The organism is Kocuria sp. SM24M-10, assembly GCF_001027955.1.
Lineage (GTDB): Bacteria > Actinomycetota > Actinomycetes > Actinomycetales > Micrococcaceae > Kocuria > Kocuria oceani.
Map to the genome: position 1 here is coordinate 94502 of NZ_LDNX01000043.1, position 23092 is coordinate 117593.

The following is a 23092-nucleotide window of genomic DNA, read 5'->3' on the forward strand; positions in this document are numbered from 1 at the left end:
GATGAGCTTCAACGTGTCCGTGATGCTGCGCGAGACCGCGACGGCCACGCCCGAGAAGGCGTGCGTGGTGCTCGGGCGGCGCAGCTGGAGCTTCCGCGAGGTGGACGCGGCCGCCGACCTCGTGGCCGCGAACCTGCGCGCCCTCGGGCTCGCACCGGGCACGGCGGTCGGGGTCCAGCTGCCCAACGTCCCGCAGTTCCTCTTCGCGTACTTCGGGATCACCCGGGCGGGCTGCGTCATGGTCCCCATGAACCCGCTGCTCACGGCCCGCGAGGTCGCCCACCAGCTGCGCACCGCGGACTGCGAGCTGCTGGTGACCACGGACGCGGTGGCCGCCGAGGCCCTCGCCGGTGCCCGCGGGGCCGGGGACGTCGCCGTGTACGTCGTGGGCACCGGTGCGGGTCCCCGCCCGGAGGGCACCCGCGACTTCGCCGAGCTGCTCGAGCGCCGCCCGCCCGTGGACACGGCGGCGACCGCGGCCGACGACACGGCGGTGATCGTCTTCACGAGCGGGACGACCGGCGCGCCCAAGGGCGCGGAGCTGACCCACTTCGGGATCTACATGAACTCCACGGCCTCCGCGGAGCGCGTGCCCGTGGACCCGGACGGCACGGTGCTGGCGGTCCTGCCGTTCTTCCACGTGTACGGGCTCACCAGCGTGCTCAACATCGGGGTGCGCCACGGGGTGACGCTGGTCCTGCTGCCGCGGTTTGATCCCGTCGCGGCGATGGACCTGATCGAGCGGCACCGGGTGGTGCGGTTCTCCGCCGTCCCCACCATGCTGGTCGCCATGCTGGAGGCGGGCACCGCGGGCCGGGACCTCTCCAGCGTGGAGCGGGTGACCTCCGGGGGCGCCGCCCTGCCGGGTGAGGTCCTGCGCCGCTTCGAGGCCGAGTTCCCGAACGCCACGGTCCTGGAGGGCTACGGGCTGTCCGAGTCCACGAGCTCCGTCTCCGTCAACGTCTCGCGGGAGGAGCGCAAGGCGCTCTCCATCGGCAGGCCCCTGTGGGGCACGCAGTGCCGCGTGGTCGACGACGAGGGCGCCGTCCTGCCTCCCGGCCCCGAGCACGTCGGCGAGCTGCTCTACAGGGGGCCCACGATCATGAAGGGCTACTACGGGGACCCCGAGGCCACGGCGGCGGCGCTGCGGGACGGGTGGCTGCACACCGGGGACCTGGGCTGGATGGACGAGGACGGCTTCGTCTTCGTGGTGGACCGCAAGAAGGAGCTCATCATCCGCGGCGGGTACAACGTCTACCCCCGGGAGGTCGAGGAGGTGATCGCCGCGCATCCCGCGGTGTCCGAGGTGGCCGTGGTCGGCAGGCCGCACCCCCGGCACGGACAGGAGATCGTCGCGGTCGTCAGCCCCCGCCCCGGCACGGCCGTCAGCGCGGAGGAGATCGTGGCGCACGCCCGGCGCTCGCTGGCCGCCTACAAGTACCCCCGGGAGGTCGTCGTCCTCGCCGAGCTGCCGAAGACGGCCACGGGCAAGATCCGCAAGCGGGACCTCGCCGCGGACGTGGCCGCGGAGGCGTGACCGCGCGGCGCCGGGGTAGCGTGCTGGTATGACGCCCATCAGGACCCTGATCATTCTCGGCGCCACCGGCGACCTCACCTCCCGTCTGCTCCTGCCGGGGCTGGGCACGCTGCTCAGTTCGCAGCCGGAGCTGCGGATCGACGTCGTCGGCTCCTCCCGCCAATCCGAGGACGGGTGGGCGCAGGTGGTGGCGGAGGCCTTCGACGCCGTCGGCGCCTCCGGGCCCGCCGCCGCGCACACCCGGGAGACGGCCCGCTACGTGGCGGGCGACGTCACCGACGCCGGGGACCTCGCCGCTCTGCTCGACGGCGCGGAGGGCCCGGTCTGCCTGTACTTCGCCCTGCCGCCGGCCGTCACCGCCCGGGCCTGCGAGGCCATGGCCGGGATGGACCTGCCGGACGACCTGGTGCTGGCCCTGGAGAAGCCGATCGGCTCGGACACGGAGACCGCCCGGGAGCTGAACCGTCTCGTGGGCCGGCTTGTGCCCGAGGAGCGCACCTTCCGGGTGGACCACTTCCTCGGCATGCCGGCGGTGCTCAACTTCGTGGGGCTGCGCTTCGCCAACCGGCTGCTGGAGCCGCTGATGAGCCGGGAGCACGTGGAGTCCGTGGAGATCGTGTTCGACGAGACCCTGGGCCTGGAGGGGCGCGCGGGGTTCTACGACTCCACGGGGGCGCTGCGGGACATGGTCCAGTCCCATCTGCTGCAGGTGATGGCCCTGGTCATGATGGAGCCGCCGTCCTCCTTCGACCAGGTCGAGATCCCCACGCTGACCAGCCACGTGCTGCGGGCTGCGAAGCCCTGGCGGGGCGACCCCGCCAGGGCCGCGGTCCGCGGCCGGTACACCGCCGGCACCGTGGACGGCCGGGAGCTGCCCGACTACACGGCCGAGGAGGGGGTGGACCCCAGCCGCGGCACGGAGACGTTCGCCCAGGTCGTCCTCGAGGTCGACACCTGGCGCTGGAACGGCGTGCCGGTCACCCTGCGCTCGGGCAAGGCCGTGGGCAACCCGCGCCAGGAGATCGCCATCACGTTCCGCCGCCCGCCGCACGACTACGAGCAGCTGCCGCACTCCGGGGACGTCGCCCCGAACGTGCTGCGCATGGGTCTCGAGGAGGAGCAGCTGTCCCTGGAGCTGAACGTGGGCGGGCCCTTCGACTCCCGCGGGATGACGCGGGTGACGCTCTCCTCCGGGACGGCCCGGCCGGGACTGACCGCCTACGGCAGCGTGCTGCGCGGCATCCTCGAGGGCGACCACACCTTCAGTGTCCGGGGTGACGCGGCCGAGCAGGGGTGGCGGATCGTCGACGAGGTGCTGGCCGCCTTCGAGGACGGCCGCGTGCCGCTGCTCGACTACCCCGCGGGCAGCTCCGGGCCGGTCTGAGCGCCGGCCGGACGGGCTCGACCTCGCACGGCAGAACCCTGCGCCACACATCAGGAGGTCAGCGGGAGCGCGGCAGCTCCTCGGCCTGGTCGGCGACGTCGCGCAGGATCTCGGGCCAGTGCTCGGTGCCGCACTCCCGCCCAGCCGCACAACGACGTCGGTGGCGGGGTCGACGTGGACGAACTGCCCGAGGTTGCCGCGCGTAGAAGTGTCCCTCCGGCAAGGTGTCGACCCACCACCAGTACTGGCAGCTGTCGGCGGAGTCCGTGCTGCTCTCGGCGGCGGTGGTCTGCTGGCCCCATCCCTCGGGACACATCTGCTGTCCACCGACCGCGTCCTCGTGGGCGAAGAGGTACCCGGACCGGGCGCAGCCGATCGCCCGGGCGTCGCACCTGCCCTCCATCTTCTCGAAGCCGCTGGCGGTGCTGTCCAGACTCCAGGAGGCGTCGTATTCAGCAACCATGGGCTGCCACAGCACCTCCTGCAGCTAGTCGGCCGTCGACCGACCCCGCCGCCAGTTCCCGGTGTCGGCCTTCACTTACAACACTGCCCGGGCCACCGTGGAGGTCTGCAGCGCATCCCTTCCGGGTCCAGCGAGGGCACGGTCAGGGTGAGAACCCCGACCAGCGGGCCCCAGTTCATCAGGTGGAGCTCCCGGGCATGCTGTCGTCGTGCGGGCGGCGGACGCCGTCAGCGGCTGCCGGTATTCCTGCTGCACGTCGCTCTGGGAACCCGTCGCTGGGCCCGGGGCGCCGCTGCTGGGAGCCACAGGAGACCTGTAGTGCACATGTCGTTCCTCCCGCGGAGGAGGGTGCCGGCGCAAACCGACTGCGGGCCCAGTGACCCCTCGACAGGCTTCTGGCCGGTTCGTGGCTCGTGCCCCGCTGCCGGAAACGGTCCGCGCCTCAGTGGGTTCCGGTCTCGCGGATCCGCCCGGAGGTGCCCGATCACAGGTCACCGATGGCGGAGCCGAGCAGGCGGACCGGCTCGAAGGCCTCGGCGTTGCTGTTCTTCGCCTGGGCACCGCGGAAGGCTGCCAGTCCCCGCACCCGCCCCGGGGTCATGTACGGCTTGCCGGCTGGGTCGCGGTGGGAGAGCACGGCCTCGACCTTGACGTCCACGTAGCCGTCGATGTCCACGAAGACCGACGGGTCGAACTCCCGGGTCGCCGAGGGGGACTCGAAGCAGAGGATCGAGGAATGGGCCCGTGCGGCGCGCAGGGTGGCCCGGTGCACCGCGTAGTGGTCCGGGTGCTGGTCGTGCGCCGAGTGCGTGAGGATCACGTCTGGCTGGTAATCCTCGATGACCTCCTCGATCGCCTGCACCAGCTCGTTGGTCACCGTCTCGAGCAGCGTGCCCGGGAAGTCGTGCACCTGCAGGACCGACAGACCCAGGAACGAGGCGCTGTGCTGGGCCTCCACCGGGCGCCGCCAGGCATTGCCGCCGACCGCCCCGGAGCTCATCACCAGCCCGCGGACCTCGTGACCGGCATCGACCAACTTGGCCAGGGTCGCCCCGCAGGCCAGATCGAGGTCGTTCGGGTGTGCCCCTACGGCCAGCACCCGACGGCGCTGCACCACGGTGGCCGCCGGGATCCGCCGCTCGACGACGACGAAACCGAGGACGCCGGTCACGACCAGGGTCGAGACTGTGATCGCGTCGCCGACCAGCGTCACGGGCGTGACCACGGCACACCACAGGTTCAGCGCGAAGAGCACCGAATAGGCGATCACGATCCATCGACGCAGTCCCTTGGCGCCGACGATCACCCGCTGATGGCGCCTGTAGTTCGCGCCAGGCAGCACGTAGGCGAGGACGATGACGCTCAGCAGAGCGCCCACGACGTATGGCAACATGTTCCCCCCAAGGATCAATGGCGCGACCCGGGCACTGCCTCGCGACCGGGTCCTCGACGCCACCGGCCCCCGACCGGTCCGGCGTCCACCCGACGACGATGGTGACCGACGCGTCGAGTTCGGATCATTTTGCATGAAAATATGTTGTTTTCGCATGTGCCGATGGGCTTTGCAGGCACCACAAAACTGTCCACAACTGCTGCACGAGAAGTCGGTCGGCCCTCGCGTGAGGTGCGGTCCGGCTCGCGGTCGCCCCCTTCCGGGCACCGTCGCGCCGGCGCCCGGAGGCCCTCCCGACAATCCGCCGGGCCACGGTGGGGCGGCCGCGCTCGGGAACGGCCGCCCCACTTTTATCGTCAGCCTGCTTTCCTATTTACCGGTTTCGTGTGAGACTGGGCGGACACGGCTCGACGAGCTCACCCTCGGTGGTGACCACCACAGGAAAGAGGTAATTCCATGATCAGCACGATCCAGAACCTTGGTGTCCGCAGCGAGCACGCCTACGCGGCAGGCTTCGCGTCCATCGGCCTGTCCGTCCTGTCCTGGGCGGCCAGCCTCGGCAAGAGCAAGTCCAAGCCGCAGGCCGACCGCTGGGGCCTCTTCGTGGGCGAGTGGACGCCGACCTTCTTCGCGATCGGCATCGCCCTGAAGCTCGAGGAGAGTTCCTCCAAGAAGTAGGCGCCCCGTCCGGCGCGGCACCGTTCCCGCCGCCCGCAGGAGCACCGACGGCCCCCACCGAGCGAGGTGGGGGCCGTCGTCGTGTCCGCGGGATGGCGTCAGCCGTCGACCCGCGGGAGGTCCTTGACCGCGGGGCCCTCCAGCAGGGCGCCGTCGGCGGCGAAGCGGGAGCCGTGCAGCGGGCAGTCCCAGGACCGTTCGGCGTCGTTCCAGCGCAGCACACCGCCGAGGTGGGTGCACACCCCGGAGATCCGGCAGGTGGTCCCGTCGACCGTGGACACGGCCACGGGCCGCCCGCCCTCACGGCCGACGATGCCGGCCCCCTCCGCCGGCGTCTCCGCGGGCAGTTCCTTCAGCTCGGCCTTGAGCCAGTCCTTCGGGGCGTTGAAGCCCACGCTCGCGTTGAACTTCAGGGCGGTGAGCACGTCCGACGGCGAGGTCACCCGCCGGCCGAGGGTCCGTGCCCACGGGACGTTCCCGCCGAGGATCTCGCTGCTGAGCGCGATCGCGGCGGCGACGGCGTTGCTCATCCCCCACTTGTTGTAGCCCGTGGCCAGGTAGATGTTGCCGCCGCCGCGCGGCAGGGCGCCGATGAACGGGATGACGTTGATCGACTCGTAGTCCTGGGCGGCCCACGCGTGGGTGCGCTCGGCGCCCGGGAAGTGCCGCTGGGTCCACTCCTCGAGGTCGTCGACCGCCGCCTGCGGAGAGGCGGAACGTCCCACCACGTGGTCGTTGCCGCCCACGAGCAGCAGCTCCTGGCCGTCGATCGGCACGGTGCGCAGCGTGCGGGTGGGGCTGTCCGCGGTGATGTACATCCCCTCCGGGATGGAGCCCGGCGCGCCGGGGACCCGGTAGGTCAGGGCGTAGGACCGGTTCGGGGACACCTTCGCGAAGTACGCGCCGCGGTCCAGGACCGGGATGCCGGTGGCGAGCACGAGCCGGTCGGCCCGGACCGAGCCCTCCGAGGTGCGCACGGTCAGGGGCGAGCGGAGTCCCGCGCCCGTGATCCGGACGCCCTCCACGAGCGTGCCGCCGCGTTCCCGCAGCTCGGCGACGAGGGCGCCGAGCACCTCCATGGGGTGGAACTGGATCTGGTCCGGCAGCGTGATCGCCCCGGAGACCTCGTAGGGCAGACCGGTGTCGCTGGTCCAGTTCACGTGCAGGTCCGCCGCACGGGCGGCTTCGAGCTCCTTGCGGAGCTGCTCGGCGCCCTGCGACGTCGTGGCGTAGGTGTAGGCGGCACGGCGCTGGAAGGGGACGCCGCGCTCCTCCAGATAGCGGACCAGCCAGGACTGGCCCTCCCGGTTGCCCTCCACGTAGGCGCGGAGCACCTTGTCGGACTGGTGCCGGCGGATCTGGGAGAGCGTGGTGCCCTGCAGCAGGGACAGCTTCGCCGTGGTGTTGCCCGTGGTCACGGCGCCCACGGAGCGCGCCTCGAGGACGGCGACGCGCTGACCCGCGCGGGCCAGCAGGACCGCGGTGGTCAGCCCGGTCAGCCCGGCACCGGCGACGACGGTGTCGTAGTGCGCGCCGGGGACGAACTGGTCCGACGCCGCGGACGGGACCTCGTACGTGTCGAGCCATACGGATTTCATGGGGTTGCTCCCTCTGGTCGGTGCGGGTCGGCGGACGGGCCGCGGGGCGGCCGGCCCCGGGTCGGCGCGGCGCCCGTGAGGAGGCCGTGCGGACGGCACGGCCGTTCTCGCGGGCGGCCATGGTGCCATCCTGTCCGCCTCGGAGTGGTAAGTCCACTGTCGGAGGGGGTCCCTAGACTCGTCCGCATGCCCCCGGATCCGTCACTGGTCGACATCACCCGCATCTACTACGAACCGGCGGCGGCCGAGCTGCCCCGCGGCCGGGAGGTGCTCGAACGGTGGCCGGACGCCACCCTGGTGGAGGTGCCCAGCCACTGGCAGATCCCGGAGCTGCACGGGGACGAGACCAACGTGCGGCGGTGGGTGCGGATCAAGCGCGAGGCACTGGTCCTGGGCGTGAAGAAGTCGCTGGCGGCGCGGCCCAACGGCCGGTCGGCGGACTTCATCGCGCCGTCCACGGCCAACGGGTGCGCCATGGCCTGCGCCTACTGCTACGTGCCCCGCCGCAAGGGGTACAGCAACCCGGTGACGGTCTTCGCCAACATCGAGCAGATCAGCGGATACCTGGACCGGCACATCCGCCGGCAGGGCGTGAAGCCGGAGCCCAACCAGTGCGATCCGGCCGCGTGGGTCTACGACCTGGGGGAGAACAGCGACTGCTCGGCGGACGCGCTGTTCAGCGACAACGTGCACGACCTCGTGGACCTGTTCCGCGGCCACCCCACGGCGAAGGCCTCGTTCGCCACGAAGTACGTCAACCGCGAGCTGCTGGACTGGGACCCGCAGGGACGGACCCGGGTGCGGTTCTCGCTGATGCCGGAGCGTCTGGCCAAGCTCACGGACATCCGCACGACCCCGGTGCGCGAACGGATCGCGGCGATCGACGACTTCGTGGCGGCCGGGTACGAGGTGCACGTGAACTTCTCCCCGGTGATCGTCACGGACACCTGGCTGGAGGACTGGGCCGAGCTCTTCGACCAGCTCGACGCCGGCCTGGGCCCGGCGGCCAAGGAGCAGCTCGCCTCGGAGGTCATCTTCCTGACCCACAACACCCAGCTGCACGAGGTCAACACGCAGTGGCACCCCAAGGCCGAGGAGGTGCTGTGGCGCCCGGACCTCCAGGAGGCGAAGCGGTCACAGAACGGGGCGCTGAACGTGCGCTACCGGTTCCGGGACAAACAGCGCTACCTGGAGCAGTTCCTCGACCTGCTGCACCACAGGCTGCCGTACTGCGAGGTCCGCTACGCGTTCTGAGCTGCGCGTGCCGAGCCTCTGGCGCCGGGAGCGACCCGGCGTCAGGCGACCCGGGGGTCGTAGCCGTCCGAGGGCCGGGAGACCGTGGTCAGCAGGAACACCGAGTCCTCCAGGGCCTCCACGGAGTGCCGCGAGTCGGTGAGGGACAGCAGGTCCCCGGAGGTGAGCTCCTCGGCGAGCTGGCCGCGCTTGAGCACCCGGATCCGCCCGCGCAGCAGCTGGAGCGTCGCGGCCGGTGGGGCCACGTGCTCGGCGAGCTCCCGGCCGGCGCACAGCGCCATGATCGTCTGGCGCAGGACGCCGTCGTGGACCACCAGTTCCGTGCTGCGTCCGCTGCCGGCCGTGCGGGCCTTCGCCAGGTTGGTGCCGACAAGGTCGTCGAGGCGGGGCATGGGTCCTCCTGGTGGGGCGGCGGCCGGGCGTGGTCAGAGCAGAGCGCCCTCGAGGCGCAACAGGTATTCCTTGCGTGCCATGCCTCCGGCGTAGCCGGTGAGCCGGCCGTTGGCGCCGATGATCCGGTGGCAGGGGACGAGCAGGCTGACGGGATTGCGGCCGTTCGCCGCGCCCACCGCCTGGGCCGCCCTGGGCGCGCCGATCGTGCGGGCGAGCTGTCCATAGGTGCCGGTCGTCCCGTACGGGACCTGCGCGAGGGCGTTCCACACCCGCACCTGGAACGGGGTGCCGTGGAGCACGACATCGGCGTCGAACTCCTGCAGCCGGCCGGCGAAGTAGTCGTCCAGCTGTTCGCGCACGTGCGGCAGCACGTCGTCGTCCCGGGCACCGAAGGAGTCGGGGACGGGCCCCTGCCGCGCCCCCTCGACGGACAGCGCTGCAAGCGCACCGTTCTCCTCCACGAGAGCCAGCGGGCCGATGGGTGACTCCACCAGCGCATGGCGGCGGGTGGTCGAGGCGGAAGATGCCGGGCTCAGTCTCAGTCCCATGGCGCAATTCTATGTCGCACGCAATTCCTCCCGCGGCTTGCGGGCGAGGCTGTAGGACGGTTCCCGCAGGCGGCAGGTCCAGTCGTAGTTCTCGGCGCCCGCGGGGACGTTGAGCAGGGGGTCGAAGCGCTCGTCGTCCCCGAACGGCACGCCCGGAGAGAGCTCCACGGTGGCGAAGCGGCGCCACGGACCGAGAGGGGTGGCCCAGGACAGGCCGAGTCGCCACGGCTCGGCCGTGACGGAGGCCCGGAACCGGTCGGGGCGGGCAGGAAGCCGCTCCGCACGGGGCTCGGGGTGCGCGGCCAGCAGGACCGGGCCGTTCAGGCCGCGGTAGGGCATGAAGGACGTGAACGGGCTCTCCGGGACGTACCGGTGGAGAGTCGGCACGAACCGCGAGAGCCGCCCGCTGCCGGCGGTGGCGAGAAGGATGTCGGCGCGGCCGTCGCTGCGGCCGTCGATCTGGCCGGAGGGCGGCACCGGGCAGCGCAGGGCGAGGCCCAGGATGTCGGGCCACCCGTGCGGGAGGCCGGCGGAGCGGGAGAACCGGACACGCACGGGGTCCTCGCCGGCCTCGTCGATCCAGCGGATGCCGCTGGATCCGCCGCCGGTGCGGGTCAGGACCCCCTCGAGTCCGACGCCTTCGGAGTGGATGGGCCGCTGCGGCCGGAACTGCTTGAGCAGGACGAACGGCACGCGGAGTGCGGAACCGAGCAGGGCACTGATGGGGACGGTCGTCATGGGCACACGGTACCCGCGGTGGACGTCCGGGCGGTCAGCGGAGACGGACGCGGATCGGTCCGCGAGCCGACCGGCCGTCGACCACGCGGCCCTGCTGGGTGATGTCCACGAGCCCGTCGTCGGCCAACCGGTACGCCTCCTGACGCACGTCCTCCATCAGGTCCCGCCAGCTGACGGGGGCCAGTGCTCGGGCCGCCTCGGAGGGGCAGACGGTCTTCTCCGCGCCGCGCCGGCGCACCAGATCGAGCAGCACCGAGCGCATCTCGGCGGGCGACGGGGTGGTCACGAGCGGCTCCTCTCCCGGTGGGACGGCTCATGGTACCGGCGCGGGCCTCGGCACGGGACTCCTGGACCGGTTCTCGCACTCCCCCGCAGAACTCCCGGCCGATCTCGGCCAGGTCCGTCTCCTCGCGGAGGGCGTTCTCCAGGCTCCGCTGCCCGGCGGTGGTGCTGGTCATGGTTCATGGTCCCAGGCCGCTCGGACAGCCCGAGCCGCGATCCGCCTCACCGAACGGAGAGGCTCAGCGGCGCCGGCCCGTCACAGGGCGGGCGCCGCCTCCGGCTCAGGCCTCCGCGAACGGGTAGTCGGTGTAGCCCTCGGCGCCCTGGGAGTAGAAGGTCCGCGGGTTCGGCTCGTTCTCGGCGAGGCCCTCGGCCCACCGGCGGACCAGATCGGGATTGGCGATCGCGGGACGGCCGACGACGACGCCGTCCGCCACGTCCTCCTCGAGCAGCCGGACACCCTCCTCACGACTGGTGGGGGTCCCGAAGCCGCTGTTGGCGAGGAACACCCCGCCGAAGGCGCGGCGCAGCCCCTGCACCAGCTCGCCCTCCGGCTCACGGTGCAGGACCGAGAGGTACGCCAGGCCCAGATCGGCCAGGCCGGTCGCCAGGGCGGTGTAGGTGGCCACGACGTCCTCGTGCTCGAGCTCCCAGGCGTCCTGGATGTTGTGCTCCGGGGAGATCCGCAGGCCGACCCGCTCCGCGCCGATCTCGTCGACCACGGCACGCACCACCTCGAGCACGAAGCGCGCGCGGTTCTCGGGGGTGCCCCCGTACTCGTCGGTGCGCTGGTTGGCGCCCGGGGCGAGGAACTCGTGCAGCAGGTAGCCGTTGGCGCCGTGGAGCTCCACTCCGTCCAGCCCGGCCTCGACCGCGTTGCGGGCGGCCCGCACGAAGGAGTCCACCACGCCGGGCAGCTCCTCGGTGGTGAGGGCGTGCGGCACGGGCAGCGCGGACTTGCCGCGGTAGGTGCGGATCTCGCCCTCGATGGCGACCGCGCTGGGCGCGACCGGCTGGGCGCCGCCGTTGAGGTCCGGGTGGGAGACCCGGCCGGCGTGCATGACCTGCATGAAGATCCGCCCGTCGGCGTCGTGCACGCTGTCGGCCACGCGCCGCCAGCCCTCGACCTGCTCGGGCGTCTGGATGCCGGGCTGGAAGGCGAAGCCCTGCCCGACCACGTCGGGGTAGGTGCCCTCGGTGACGATGAGGCCCATCGAGGCGCGCTGGGTGTAGTGCTCCACGTTGAGCTCGCCGGGGACGCCGTCGCGGCCGGAGCGCATCCGGGTCAACGGGGCCATGACGAGACGGTTCGGCAGCCGCAGGGAACCGAGATCGAGCGGGGTGGTCAGGGAGGACTTCGGCACGGGGAAACCTTTCATCAGGGAACTGCTTCTTTCCGTGTCAACGGGATCGGGGGCCCAGATATTTTCGCCTCCGGTGTCTCCTGCCTCACATTCCCGGTCGGCGACCGTCACCGGGGGCGGACTCCGGCGGGGTGCGACGCCGCGAACACGTCCTATCCCGCGCGCGATCGGCCGTAGCCGCGCGGCGTGGCCCCCAGGACCGAGCGGAACTCCCGGGTGAGATGGGCCTGGTCCGCGAACCCGAGCTCCGCGGCGAGCACCCCCAGGTCCGTGTCCGGGTCCGCGCGCATCCGTTCGGCGGCCTCCTGGAGCCGACGACGGCGCAGCAGCAGCTGCGGCGGCATCCCCACGAACCGGGCCGCGAGCCGTTGCAGCGAGCGCACGGACACGTGCAGCTCCCGCGCCAGGTCGTCCGGGCTCCGTGCCCCGGTGCCCGACTCGACCAGATCCACCAGCCGGTTGGCCAGGACGCCGTCCCGCGCGGCCTCCGAGGGCAGTCCCGCCGCCCGGGCACGGACGTGCTCCACGACCAGCGCCGCGGCGCGCTCCCGCCGGGCGGCGGCGTCCCGGCCCGGCCCCGCACCGGCCATCGACTCCGCCACGGCACGGTGCAGTCCCGGCGCCTCGAGCGGCACCGATCCGTCGAGCAGACCGGCCGGGCGCTCCGTGAACAGCAGGACCCCCGCCGGGCGCAGCAGCGCGCCGACCGCCCAGCCCTGCCCGGTCAGCACCCGGGTGGACGCGCGGGTCGTGGGTCCGTGCAGCGCCACCCCGTCGGGTTCGACCACCACGTTGCTCGCCGGATACCCCAGCACCAGCTGCTCGACGCGCTCCCCCGGCGGCAGGCTCCACTCCGGGATCCACAGCTGCCGGACGAGGTGGGCGACGTCGTCGGGCGCGGGAAGGCGCGCCACCGTGGCGTGCGGTCCCGGGGTGAGGTGGCCCCGCGTGGTGGGCGGCTCGCTCATGACCCGAGCGTAGCCACCGCTCCCTCCGGGATGTCGGGAATCTTCAAGACCGCGCCGGACCCGCGTCCTAGGCTCGCGGCATGAGCACAGAACAGAGCGTCCGCGGCGTCACCGGGACGCACACGACCGACGGCACTCCGCACGGTTTCACGTCCCTCACCCCGTTCCTCGCCGTGGTGGACGCCGCCGCGGCGATCGACTTCTGCACCAGCGTCTTCGGGGCCGTCCTCGTCGACCGCACCGACATGCCCGGCCCGGACGGGACGCCCGTCGTGGTGCACGCGACCCTCGACCTCGGCAACGGGCGCTTCCAGCTCGGCGAGGCGAACCCCGCCTTCCACCTCGTCCCGCCGCCGGGCGGCGACGAGGCGTGCTGCTCGCTGGGCCTCTACGTCCCGGACGTCGACAACGTGGTGGCCCGTGCCGTCGCGGCCGGCGCCACGGTGCGCGAACCCGTCAGCACGTTCGTCTCCGGGGACCGGTACGGCAGCATCCGCGACCCGTTCGGCATCCGCTGGTCGATCATGACGCGCGTCGAGGACCTCTCCGACGAGGAGAGCAACGCTCGCGTGGCCGAGTGGGCGGCGTCCTCCGGCCAGGAGTGACCCCGACACCCGTTCCCGGGCACATCGTGTCCGGGCGGGGGCGCGGGGCACCGGGCCCTTCCGCCGGGCACCGGGTCCGGGCCCCGTGCGCGGACTCCTCAGCACCGCCCACGGGGCCCGGTTCCCGGGACGCATTACCGGCCACCGGCCCTCCAGCCCGCGATCGGCGACCACCAGCACTCCCTGGTGTCCCGGGGAACCCCCGCAGGACCCAGACAACCACCGCGGGCTGAAGCGCACCTGAAGCGGCACGTCACGGGTCTCCTGCCACGCCGCGGCTCAGCCGCGCAGCCGCAGCAGCGCCCTCGTCGTCGCGTCCCCGTACCCACCGCCGAACCGCACGGCGTGCACCAGCAGCGGGGGCAGCTGGTACCACGGCACCCGGTCCTCCCAGCCCGGGGCGAGCGGGTGCTGCGCGTGGTAGGCGGCCAGGCAGTCCTCGCCGAAGCCGCCGAAGAGCAGCATCATCGCGATGTCGATCTCCCGGTGCCCCCAGTACGCCGACGGGTCGATCAGCCAGTTGCGCCCTGCGGCGTCCACGAGCCGGTTGCCGGCCCAGAGGTCGCCGTGCACGAGCGTCGGCGGCTCCTCTGGCCCGGCGAACTCGCGGGCCCGCGGCGCGAGCTCCTCCAGGAGGTCAGCGGCACGCTTGTCGATCCGGCCGGACGCGACCGCGTCCTGCATCAGCGGACGGATCCGCCGCTCGAGCAGGAACTCCGCCCAGTCCTGCGTCGGGGACAGGTCCACCTCGAAGGAGCCGATCCGCCCGGGCAGCTCCGGGGCCAGCGCGCCGAATGCTGGTCCGTGGACGCGGTGCAGGTCCGCCAGACCCCGCCCGAAGGCCTCCTCGGTCCCGGCCCCGCGGGGGCCGGTCGACTCCTCGATCCACTCGAGGACGATGCCGTCCTCCGACCAGCGCACCACCTCCGGCACCCCGAGGGACTCCGGTGCGTGCTCCCGCAGAGCGTGCAGCCCGGCGACCTCCACCGCCATCATCCCGGCGGGCGGGTCCGCCATCGTCTTCGCGAACAGGGGACCGCGGGCCGTCTCGAGGCGGAACGCGGCGGCGGTGTCGCCGCCGCCGAGCGGGCGCGCGCGGCGGACGCCGAGGTCGTCGACGAGGTCAGGGGGCAGGTCCAAGGAAGTCATGACCCCGTTCTACTGCATGGGCGGCTGCCTGGCGCAGCAGTGGTGTCCGGAGGTGGTGCACACGCTGGTGCACCGGGCCGTCCGGGACCACCTCACTGCTCGCCGCCGGCCTCGCACTGGTCGGCGCAGTCGCGCAGCCGCGCCAGGAGCTCCCGGGCTACCGGGTCCTGGTCGAACTCGCCCACCACGAGGCGTCGCACCCCGGAGTCCTCCTGGATCTCGATGACATAGGTCTGCTGGTCGGCCGCGCCGTCCGGGATGGTCGGGCCGGCCGACGACAGCCGGTGCGTGCAGACGGTGTCGAAGAGGCCGAGCAGCTCGTCGCGCCGGGCCGGGGGCAGGGCCTCCGTCTCGAAGGCCCGCTCCGCGGCCAGGCCCGGGAAGTAGGCGATGCCGCCTTCCACGTGGTAGCGCACTCTCGCCATGGAGGGCACCGTCCCTTCCTCGGACGCGGATGGGGCCCGGCGCCTCCCCGTGGAAGGCCGGCGAGCGCGGGCCGGATCACTTCCCGAGTCTACTCGCGGCACCCTGCCGGGTCAGGTGCCAGCACCCGTCCGCCCCCGTGAAGGTGGACATGGCACCGGTGGCGGCGTCACCGGCCAGGGTGCCGGCGTACTGGGCCGGACCGTCGTCGAAGCGCAGCAGCAGCGTGCCGTCCTGCTGGTGCCATCTGCCCGTGAGATCACCGCTGAAGGAGCCGTCCTCGTGGAACGCCAGGGACGCGCGTGCGTAGGAGCCCGTGCAGCCCCAGCTGTAGTGCAGCACCCACACGTCCGCGGCCGGTTCCGCGGCGGGCGCGATCTCCGCCGCGATGCCGACCTGCTGCCAGGCGCCCTCCACCACCGCCCGCTCGGCGGGTCCGTGCAGCTCGGCGGCGTGCTTGATCGTGAGCCGCGCGAAGTCCTGGAAGCGGGCGACCCGGCGCAGGCGCCGCAGCTCGAGGTCCCGCATCGCGGCGTACCAGATGCGACCGGCCTTCTCCCAGGTGTATCCGCCCAGCCCGGCCGCGGCCAGGTAGAAGGCCCGGTTGGGGATGCCCGAGTTGATGTGGACTCCGCCGTTGTCGCTGAGCGTCTCCACGAAACGGGACATGTGGTCCGGCTGGGGGTCCTTGCCGAGCACGGCGTCGTCGAACGCCGTTCCGGGCGCCTTCATGGAGCGCAGGCCGACGCCGTTGACGGCGCTCGTGAACAGCCCGGCCCCGATGACCCAGTCGGCCTCCGCGGCGGTCTGCCGGGGCACCGCGACGTACTGCTTGACCATGGCCCCGATGACGTCGGAGAAGTGCTCGTTGAGCGCCCCGGCCTGGTGCATGTACAGGAGGTCGGACTCGTGCGTGGTGACACCGTGGCCCAGCTCGTGGCCGATGACGTCCACAGCGGCCGTGAAGCGGTTGAAGTACTGGCCGTCCCCGTCGCCGAAGATCATCTGCCGACCGTCCCAGGCCGCGTTGTTGTACCTCTCCCGGTAGTGGACCGTGGCGAGCAGCGGCATGCCGGCGTCGTCGAGCGAGTGGCGCCCGAAGACCTCGCCCAGCAGGTCGACCGTGGCACCCAGCCCGTCGTACGCCTCGTCGACGGCGAGGTCCCCGGTGGGCGGCTCCCCCTCGGAGCGCACCGGGGTGCCCGGCAGTTCCCCGGTGTTGCGGGCCGTGTGGATCGTGCGCCCCGTGTGGGCCGCCACCCGCGCCACGACGCCGCCCGCGGTCAGGTCGGTGATCAGCCGCTCGGCCCGGACGGTCGTGTCCACGGACAGGGCGGACAAGGCGTTCCTGCGGGTCTGCTCGTCACCGTGCTCGGCCATGTGCTCGTGCACGAACGGCGGAATGACACCGCAGAGGGCTCCGTGTGCGTGCTGCATCGCGCTCTCCTCCCGACGCTCGCGCATCAGATCCGGTTCCCCGCGGCGTCCAGCTCGCCGGGTGCGGCCTCGCCGGGCTCGGCCCTCCGGCCGGCGACGTCGGCGGGCTGCTCGGCGCCGCGGACCGACGGCTCCGCCACGCCCTGCTCGATCAGGTACCAGCAGCCGTTCAGCGAACCGTCAAGGGTGGACATGGCGCCCGTGCCCACACGGCCGGTGACCGTCCCGCCGTACTGGGCCGGCCCGTCGGTGAAGCGGAGCAGCAGGATCCCGTCCAGCTGCCGCCAGGAACCCGAGAAGCCGCCGCCCGAGAAGGTGCCCTCGGTTCGGAAGTCGAGGCTCGTCCGCCCGTAGTTCCCGGTGCAGCCCCAGCTGTAGTGGAGCACCCAGGTACCGGAGATCGCCACCGTCCCACCCCTTTCCTCCTGTGGCACAGGAGTGCTGGAGCGGCTGCCGGTCACTGGACCTCGCCACCCGTGGCACCACTGCGTCGCCGTGGCGGCCCCCGGGCGTCCGTCCGGGGGCCGGTCACCGGTTCGTCGGCGGGGCCGGGAACCGCTGTGCACCGATCGTGCCACTCGGGTCGGACGGCCCAACAGCCGCCGCGCGGATCAGCAGCCGGCACCCTGCCCCGCCGTGGGAACTCAGAGGATGCTCTTGGGCACCCGGTGGATGGTCACGCTGCCGATCGCCTGGAAGGGGTGCAGCGGGTCCGGGTCCTGCGATCCCGTGGGCCCACCCAGTTGCGAGTGCACAGTGGCGCTCATGAGCACGTACGTGTCCTCCTTGCTGAACCCGTGCTCCTGTGTGAGGAAGCAGAACGCGTCCTCGTAACCGCGCTTGATGCTCTCCTGCACCGTGTCTCCGATGCCCACGAAGATCCATTCGGTCGCCGTCTCGATCCGCGGTGCGCGCAGCGGCAGGTCCTTCACCACGTCGACACTGACCCTCGCCACCCCCTCGGTCTCGATGGCCACGAAGGTCGACTCCCCCTGGGCCATCACGGCGTGGAGGTCTCCGACGAACAGGTACGCCCCCTCCACCCGCACGGGCAGGTAGACGGTCGATCCCGGCCCGACGTCCGTGATGTCGATGTTCCCGCCCTCCGCGTAGGACGGCATCACGGTGTCGTTGCCCCCGGTCGCGGGAGCGGTGCCGATGCAGCCGATCATGGGAGCCAGTGGAACCACGTGCGTGTCCGTCAGGTGAGCGCCGGCCTCGTCGATGGGGATCTTCCGGGTGAAGATCTCCTCGCCCATCACGTCCGTCAGCGCCCCGGAACCCGGGATGGACACCGACCAGCCGTACTCCTTGAAGTCGATGCCGTGCACCGTGACGGCGAGCGCGTCACCGGGCTGCGCTCCTTCGACGTGGACCGGGCCCGTGACCGGATTGAACGGAGTGGTGACCTTGTCGAGGTCCTTGAACCGGTCCATCTCCTCGTACTCGGCGTCATTGGTCTCGAACCCGATCACCTCGCCCGTGCCCGGACGGACCCGCAGCACCGGTTCGTGCTCGGCGGAGAAGGAGGTTCGGCCGTGCGCCTTGCTGAGGAAGTGGTCCATGAGAGGGTGCCTTTCGTGCTGAGGGGTCGTCGTCGTGGGCGTCAGTGGCTGGACACGGTGATGTCCTCGTGGTCCTCGGCGAGCTCGGTGCTGCGCCCGGTCCTGCGGTAGTAGGCGAAGACGAGCGCGCCCACCCCGATCCACACGAGCCCCGCGATCTTGGCCTGGGTCTCCGCGTTGAGCAGGACGTAGCCGATGATGGCGAACCCGATCACCGGGAAGGCCAGGTGGACGAGGTAGTTCCGGGACTTCCGCCGGCCGATCCAGAAGACGACCACGGACAGGTGGAGCAGCAGGAATCCGGTGAGCGCGCCGAAGTTCACCATGGAGGAGATCAGGCTGATCTGGCCCACGAAGAACAGCACGAGCACGGCAGAGAGACCGCCGACGAAGAGGATCGCGTAGCTGGGGACCTTGCGGGTGTTGATGTGCCGCAGGAACTTCGGCAGCTGGCCGTCGCGGCTCATCGAGTACAGCAGACGGCTCGTGGCGGCCTGGGCGGCCATGGCGTTGGCGATGCCGACCGCCAGGACGTTGCAGACGAAGAACGCGTTCATCACCGGGGTGGAGGCGATGGTGCCGATGATGTCGAAGAAGGCGTTGCCGACCCGGTCCTCGGGGATGGGCTGGTACGGCCCGGCGAGCAGGCTGGCCAGCCAGGTCTGGGTGATGAACAGGGTCGCGACGATGACCAGGGCGAGGACCATGGCGCGGCCGGCGGAGCCGCGTCCACCGGTGGACTCCTCCGCCATGGTGGAGATCCCGTCGAAGCCGAGGAAACTGAGCACGGCGATCGACAGGGCCGTGGCCAGCAGCGGTGCGCTGACGGTCGCGGGATCCCACAGCGGCGTGATGCTGAACGAGGAGCCCGGAGTCGCCCCGTCGGTCAGGGCACGGATGCCGATCACGAAGAAGGCCACGATGAAGGCGAGCTCCATGACGAGGAAGACCCGGTTCATCCACTTCAGTGAGCTGACTCCCGACATGTTGATCACCACGTTGACGGCCACGAAGAGCAGCGCCCACATCCAGCGCTCGCTGCCGGGAAAGATGCCGATCATGGATTCCGCGGCGAAGACGTACAGCAGCGTGGGCACCAGGAGGTAGTCCAGGAGCATGAGCCAGCCGGCGAAGAAGCCCAGGTTGGGGTGGATCCCCTTGCCGACGTACGAGAAGACGGATCCGGCGAGCGGGATGGCCTTGGCCATCTGGGCGTAGGACAGCGCCGTGAAGATCATGGCGACCAGTCCGACGAGGTAGACCAGCGGCACCATGCCCTGGGCCTCGTTGTAGACGGTGCCGAAGATCGCCCAAGGAGCGATCGGAACCATGAAGATCAGGCCGTAGACGAGGAGGTCGAAGGTGGTGACGGAGCGGCTGAGCTCCTGCTTGTAGCCGAGGCGCTCGAGCTGCTGCTGCGAGGAGAGCGCGGTGGAGATGACGGGTTCGGACACGGCAGGCTCCTAGAACAGAGGAGGAGTACGAGGAAGAACAGGAAGAGGTGTGCGGAGAACCGCTGAGCAACGGGCGGAGGATCACTCCGGGGGCGCGTCGTGCTCCTTCAGGAACTCGGCGATCAGCGCCCGGAACTCCTGTGGTTGCTCGAGGTGCGTGCAGTGGCTCGCCCCGGCGAACACGTGCGAACGAACATCTGGGATGCGCTCGACGAACGGTGCCCACGTCTCGGGAGCTGCCTCGTCGAACTCCCCGGCGACCACGAGAGTGGGCGCGTCGACGGAAGCAAGACGGTCGATGATCGACCAGTTCCGCAGGGTCCCGATGACATGGAACTCGTTGGGGCCGTTCATGGTGTGGTAGACGGTCGGGTCCTGCTCCACGAGGCGCTCCGAGTCCAGATAGTCCTCGGGCACCTCCGCCGTCCGATGCACGTGGCGGCGGTCGTACTCCTTGGTGGCCGTGACATAGTCAGGGTGGTCGAAGGCCCCGGTCGCCTCGTGGGACTCCAGCGCAGTGCGGACGTCGTCGGGCAGGTCGGCCCGCAGGCGCTCAGCCGCCTGCGCCCACAGCTCCATGGAGGCCGGAGAGTTGCAGATTGCGAGACCTGCCAGGCCCTGGGGACGACGCACGGCGATCTCGGCCCCGAGCATCCCGCCCCAGGACTGCCCGAGCACGTGGTAGGCCTCCAGACCGAGATGATCGATCACCGTGAAGAACTCGTCCACGAACAGCTGGGGAGTCCAGAAGTCCGGGGAAGCTTCCGGGCGGTGGGAGGATCGGCCGCACCCGAACTGGTCGTACAGGACGACCGTCCGGCCGGTCTCGTCCGCGAGCGCGGAGAGGCTGCGCAGGTAGTCGTGACAGAAGCCTGGCCCTCCATGCAGGACGACCAGTGGGAGGGCCCCCGGTCGGGGAGCATCCGGGGTCGTAACCTGGACCCAGGTGGACCCGTCGCTGAACGGAACGTCCAGTGAGGTGACAACAGACACAGCGTCCCTCCTTTCGTTGCGGTCATCGTAGCCACCAAAAGGTCTGAAAAGTAGACCTTTTTGTTAAATCTGTGTTCCTTCGAGCATCGAGTCCCGAAAGAGGTGGCATGACCGGATCCAGCCCGGGCGCCCCCGGCCCCCTGGACAGGCCACTGGCCCCACAGTGCAAAGCGGACGCGGTCCGCGAGCGCCTGATCACTGCCATCGCGGTCGGTCAGTACCTTCCTGGCACCAAGCTGCCCCCCGAGCGTGATCTGGCGCAGACCCTCGGAGTCAGCCGGGCCACCCTCCGCGAGGCCATGGCCCAGCTCGAGGAGACCGGCGTGCTCATCAAGCGTCTCGGCAGGACGGGTGGCTCCTTCGTGGCCGAGACCGGCAACTCCCACGAGCAGTTCCGCGACGTCGCGGTCCGTGTCCTGGGCACGTCCTGGCAGGACCTGGTGCACGCCTCCGATGCGATGTGCCGCCTCCAGGACACGATCGTGCGCGCCGCTGCCGAGAACCGCACCGAGGAGCACGTGCACCTGCTGCACAAGCGGCTCGAGGAGTTCCGCGCCGCACCGTCCGGGCGCGCCAAGCAGGCCGCCGACGCCGCCCTCCACCTCGCGATCGCAGAGGCCGCCGGCAACCCGGTGCTGGCCGACATCCTCTTCCGGGCCGAGCAGCAGCTCGCCCTCTCGGCGCCGGTGCACCTGTGGGGCGATCCTCAGGACCAGGCCGACATGGAAGAGCGCGCCCTGCAGGACCACGAACAGCTGGTGGCACTGATCACCGCCCGTGACGCCGATGCCGCCGGGCACCTGGCGCGGCGGCACGCGGGCATCGACCTCGACCTGCTCGAGCGCTTCCGCGCGCGGGCCTAGCAGCAGACGACCCACGGCCGCGGTGATCCGGCCGTGGGACGGCGACCCGTCTCGGATCTGGAATCAGCAGCCGGCGCCCTGCGGATTCTGCAGGCAGTCGTCCGCGTAGTTGCGCACCGTGGAGCGCCAGACGCTGATCGGGACGGGGGCGCTCGCGACGTCGTTCAACCCGGCCACGGGCAACCACGGCCCACCCGCCACGGAGTACTCGCCGTAGAACCAGGTGGTCAGCGTGACCGCGTAGTCCCCGGTCTCGGTGTAGACGTGGCTCGTGTCGGTCTCGACGTCCCACGCGTCCTCCTCCAGCGGGGCGCCGCTGAGCTCGGTGGGCCCGAGCGTGCTGCCGTCCCCGTAGTCCCAGGCGTACTGCACCGGGACGGCCCGCACCTGCACGGGGAAGCCACCCAGTTCGGTCGCGAACTGCTGGCCCTGGGCCTCCGCGTAGACATTGGTGTGCATGCCCTTCAAGGTGTCCGGCGCCGGCTGGACCGCGCTGGCCGCAGGCGCGACGGCGAGCGTCCTGAAATCCTGCAGGGTGAAGGTCGGCAGCTCCACGATCTCCTCGTCGCCCTCCGCCTCGGCGGCCGCCACGCACATGGGCTCTCCCCACGGTGTGCTGGGGCCCTCCCCCTGGCGCACGACGACGTTCATGTAGACGCCTTCGCCACCCCCGTCCGTGGTGCAGACCCGCTCGGCGAGGCAGTCGTCGAGGACCGCGCCCCTCCGGTTGGTGCACGGGTTCTGCAGGCCGAACGTCTGCGACTTCGACTGCGCGATCGTGTCCGGGTTGAACGGCCGGTCGATCCCTTGGTCGCTCAGGTACTGGCGGAGCGCTTTCTGGAAGGCAGGATCTTCGTCGGGGTCATAGGCGACCGGTCGGGCACTTTCACCCTTACCTGCAACAGGTGTCGCCGAGTCAACCGGTTGATTCTCTTGTCGCGCATCAATCGAAATTTTTACCTCATCGCCATCCGCATACGAGTCGAAGGTATAGGATCCACTTTTTTGAAGATCGTTCTTTTTAAATAGGGACTCACCGATATTTTTATCTTCTGCCCGCTCTGAAGAACCAGCCGTATGTGGCAATAACGTTATGGACAGCGCGAGCAAGAGCATCGAGCACCCAGGAATCATTTTTCTTCACCCGCAATCGGTGCAAGCGTTATGTAAACCCAGCCTCGTTCCGCAAAATCCATGTAAAGAACCGACTTATCTCCCGGTTCACCGGGAGCGTCCACCTGGACTCCAGTTTCGCTGACGAGCTGACTCGATTCTCGGACATAAACAACCACAGGCTTATATATACCGTCACCCGCTTCAAACAATTCCGCCTGATCGATTGTGATCGACTCACGAGCACCGATGGCCCAACTTCCATCGTCATAAACGCTGTCCAGCTCCTCTAGTTCAGCCAGGCATGCCTCACAAGCATTACTGGTGATGTCCCGCGCATACGAGGTGTCGCCGGTCTGGTACGCGTACCACATCGCGTCGGACCAGTAGTCGAGGAATGCCTGCGCCCCCTCCCGGGACTCCTCCCGCGCGAGCTCGGGCATGACCGGTTTCGGCACGTTCTGCGCCGGCCCGTCCAGCGAGGCGGGCACGTACTCGGCGGACGCGTCGGCGGGGCCGGACGTGGACGACGGTGGCGGCGAACCACCGCCCGTCTCCTCCGCGGCGACACCTGCCGATGCCGGGCTGGAAGGCGACGCCGCGGCGCCGTCGTCGTCGGGGCCGCAACCGGTGAGGACGAGGGCCACGAGGAGGGCTCCGCCGGCTGCCGCCGGGAGTGGACAGGACCGCACCATGGATTCCCCGCTTCGCTGTGCCGTGGCCGGACGCCCCGGTCGGATGGGTCAGATGCTAGACCGCGCGCGCTGTGCTCGAGCAACCCCTGTGGAGGCAATCAAGACGCGTTTGCATGCGGCCTGGTCAGGAGCGATATGGTCACAGCTCCGTTAACGTCAGACTGACCAGAACGGTGTTATAGTCACTGAAACCTG

At 70.8% G+C, this 23092-nt stretch carries 24 protein-coding genes; 6 read left to right on the plus strand and 18 right to left on the minus strand.

Annotated elements, in window-relative coordinates; translation table 11 throughout:
* Position 1: 1 nt before the first annotated feature.
* A complete protein-coding gene (locus ABL57_RS04965; protein ID WP_047802329.1) occupies positions 2 to 1537 on the plus strand; it encodes an AMP-binding protein in 1536 nt (511 codons plus the stop codon).
* 28 nt (positions 1538 to 1565) lie between these two features.
* The gene (locus tag ABL57_RS04970) at positions 1566 to 2921 is read left to right on the plus strand and encodes a glucose-6-phosphate dehydrogenase (protein WP_047802330.1); all 1356 of its coding nucleotides are present in this window, start codon (positions 1566 to 1568) and stop codon (positions 2919 to 2921) included.
* A 58-nt stretch (positions 2922 to 2979) separates the two neighbouring features.
* Here the strand turns inward: ABL57_RS04970 and ABL57_RS04975 are convergent, their stop codons facing one another.
* Positions 2980 to 3399 carry a hypothetical protein gene (locus ABL57_RS04975; RefSeq protein ID WP_047802331.1) on the minus strand — a complete coding sequence of 140 codons (420 nt, stop codon included), beginning with the start codon at positions 3397 to 3399 and terminating at the stop codon, positions 2980 to 2982.
* Positions 3400 to 3868: 469 nt separating this feature from the next.
* Positions 3869 to 4777: a PIG-L deacetylase family protein gene (locus ABL57_RS04980; protein ID WP_082157236.1), complete on the minus strand. Its 909-nt coding sequence runs from the start codon at positions 4775 to 4777 to the stop codon at positions 3869 to 3871.
* 456 nt (positions 4778 to 5233) lie between these two features.
* On the opposite strand from ABL57_RS04980, the gene ABL57_RS04985 reads away from it, so the two are divergent.
* Positions 5234 to 5455 (plus strand): hypothetical protein, encoded by a 222-nt coding sequence (locus ABL57_RS04985; protein ID WP_047802332.1) that lies wholly within the window; start codon positions 5234 to 5236, stop codon positions 5453 to 5455.
* Positions 5456 to 5553: 98 nt separating this feature from the next.
* Here ABL57_RS04985 and ABL57_RS04990 read toward each other — a convergent pair whose 3' ends face one another.
* Entirely contained in the window at positions 5554 to 7053 is a 1500-nt protein-coding gene (locus ABL57_RS04990) for an FAD-dependent oxidoreductase (protein ID WP_047802333.1), read from the minus strand.
* 186 nt (positions 7054 to 7239) lie between these two features.
* On the opposite strand from ABL57_RS04990, the gene ABL57_RS04995 reads away from it, so the two are divergent.
* Complete coding sequence (locus tag ABL57_RS04995) at positions 7240 to 8307, plus strand: spore photoproduct lyase family protein (protein ID WP_047802334.1); 1068 nt, start codon at positions 7240 to 7242, stop codon at positions 8305 to 8307.
* A gap of 41 nt (positions 8308 to 8348) precedes the next feature.
* Here the strand turns inward: ABL57_RS04995 and ABL57_RS05000 are convergent, their stop codons facing one another.
* From ABL57_RS05000 to ABL57_RS05025, 6 genes are all read right to left on the minus strand, one after another.
* Positions 8349 to 8699 carry a hypothetical protein gene (locus tag ABL57_RS05000; RefSeq protein WP_047802335.1) on the minus strand — a complete coding sequence of 117 codons (351 nt, stop codon included), beginning with the start codon at positions 8697 to 8699 and terminating at the stop codon, positions 8349 to 8351.
* Between the two features lie 33 nt (positions 8700 to 8732).
* On the minus strand, positions 8733 to 9248 hold the full coding sequence (locus tag ABL57_RS23370) for a methylated-DNA--[protein]-cysteine S-methyltransferase (RefSeq protein WP_047802336.1): 516 nt from the start codon (positions 9246 to 9248) through the stop codon (positions 8733 to 8735).
* 9 nt (positions 9249 to 9257) lie between these two features.
* Positions 9258 to 9986, minus strand: a complete 729-nt coding sequence (locus tag ABL57_RS05010) for a hypothetical protein (protein WP_047802337.1) — start codon at positions 9984 to 9986, stop codon at positions 9258 to 9260.
* 34 nt (positions 9987 to 10020) lie between these two features.
* Positions 10021 to 10272 carry a DUF3253 domain-containing protein gene (locus ABL57_RS05015; RefSeq protein WP_203225553.1) on the minus strand — a complete coding sequence of 84 codons (252 nt, stop codon included), beginning with the start codon at positions 10270 to 10272 and terminating at the stop codon, positions 10021 to 10023.
* A gap of 277 nt (positions 10273 to 10549) precedes the next feature.
* Positions 10550 to 11647: an alkene reductase gene (locus tag ABL57_RS05020; RefSeq protein WP_047802338.1), complete on the minus strand. Its 1098-nt coding sequence runs from the start codon at positions 11645 to 11647 to the stop codon at positions 10550 to 10552.
* A gap of 137 nt (positions 11648 to 11784) precedes the next feature.
* The gene (locus ABL57_RS05025) at positions 11785 to 12600 is read right to left on the minus strand and encodes a helix-turn-helix domain-containing protein (protein WP_047802339.1); all 816 of its coding nucleotides are present in this window, start codon (positions 12598 to 12600) and stop codon (positions 11785 to 11787) included.
* 80 nt (positions 12601 to 12680) lie between these two features.
* Between ABL57_RS05025 and ABL57_RS05030 the strand changes: the two genes are divergently transcribed.
* Positions 12681 to 13205 (plus strand): VOC family protein, encoded by a 525-nt coding sequence (locus ABL57_RS05030; protein WP_047802340.1) that lies wholly within the window; start codon positions 12681 to 12683, stop codon positions 13203 to 13205.
* Positions 13206 to 13484: 279 nt separating this feature from the next.
* Here the strand turns inward: ABL57_RS05030 and ABL57_RS05035 are convergent, their stop codons facing one another.
* From ABL57_RS05035 to ABL57_RS05065, 7 genes are all read right to left on the minus strand, one after another.
* Complete coding sequence (locus ABL57_RS05035; protein WP_047802341.1) at positions 13485 to 14354, minus strand: fructosamine kinase family protein; 870 nt, start codon at positions 14352 to 14354, stop codon at positions 13485 to 13487.
* A gap of 92 nt (positions 14355 to 14446) precedes the next feature.
* The gene (locus ABL57_RS05040) at positions 14447 to 14779 is read right to left on the minus strand and encodes a protealysin inhibitor emfourin (RefSeq protein WP_139318485.1); all 333 of its coding nucleotides are present in this window, start codon (positions 14777 to 14779) and stop codon (positions 14447 to 14449) included.
* Between the two features lie 76 nt (positions 14780 to 14855).
* Complete coding sequence (locus tag ABL57_RS05045; protein WP_047802343.1) at positions 14856 to 16214, minus strand: M4 family metallopeptidase; 1359 nt, start codon at positions 16212 to 16214, stop codon at positions 14856 to 14858.
* A gap of 26 nt (positions 16215 to 16240) precedes the next feature.
* Positions 16241 to 16621, minus strand: a complete 381-nt coding sequence (locus ABL57_RS22190) for a hypothetical protein (protein WP_047802344.1) — start codon at positions 16619 to 16621, stop codon at positions 16241 to 16243.
* A gap of 237 nt (positions 16622 to 16858) precedes the next feature.
* The gene (locus tag ABL57_RS05055) at positions 16859 to 17779 is read right to left on the minus strand and encodes an acetamidase/formamidase family protein (protein WP_047802345.1); all 921 of its coding nucleotides are present in this window, start codon (positions 17777 to 17779) and stop codon (positions 16859 to 16861) included.
* Positions 17780 to 17820: 41 nt separating this feature from the next.
* Positions 17821 to 19233 (minus strand): APC family permease, encoded by a 1413-nt coding sequence (locus ABL57_RS05060; protein ID WP_082157237.1) that lies wholly within the window; start codon positions 19231 to 19233, stop codon positions 17821 to 17823.
* A gap of 81 nt (positions 19234 to 19314) precedes the next feature.
* Positions 19315 to 20226, minus strand: coding sequence for a proline iminopeptidase-family hydrolase (locus ABL57_RS05065; protein WP_047802346.1), 912 nt, complete (start codon positions 20224 to 20226; stop codon positions 19315 to 19317).
* 107 nt (positions 20227 to 20333) lie between these two features.
* On the opposite strand from ABL57_RS05065, the gene ABL57_RS05070 reads away from it, so the two are divergent.
* Positions 20334 to 21089, plus strand: coding sequence for a FadR/GntR family transcriptional regulator (locus ABL57_RS05070; RefSeq protein ID WP_047802347.1), 756 nt, complete (start codon positions 20334 to 20336; stop codon positions 21087 to 21089).
* 63 nt (positions 21090 to 21152) lie between these two features.
* Here the strand turns inward: ABL57_RS05070 and ABL57_RS21695 are convergent, their stop codons facing one another.
* Complete coding sequence (locus ABL57_RS21695; protein ID WP_238985980.1) at positions 21153 to 22205, minus strand: PKD domain-containing protein; 1053 nt, start codon at positions 22203 to 22205, stop codon at positions 21153 to 21155.
* Between the two features lie 14 nt (positions 22206 to 22219).
* Entirely contained in the window at positions 22220 to 22849 is a 630-nt protein-coding gene (locus ABL57_RS05080; RefSeq protein WP_053004752.1) for a DUF6318 family protein, read from the minus strand.
* Between the last annotated feature and the right edge of the window lie 243 nt (positions 22850 to 23092).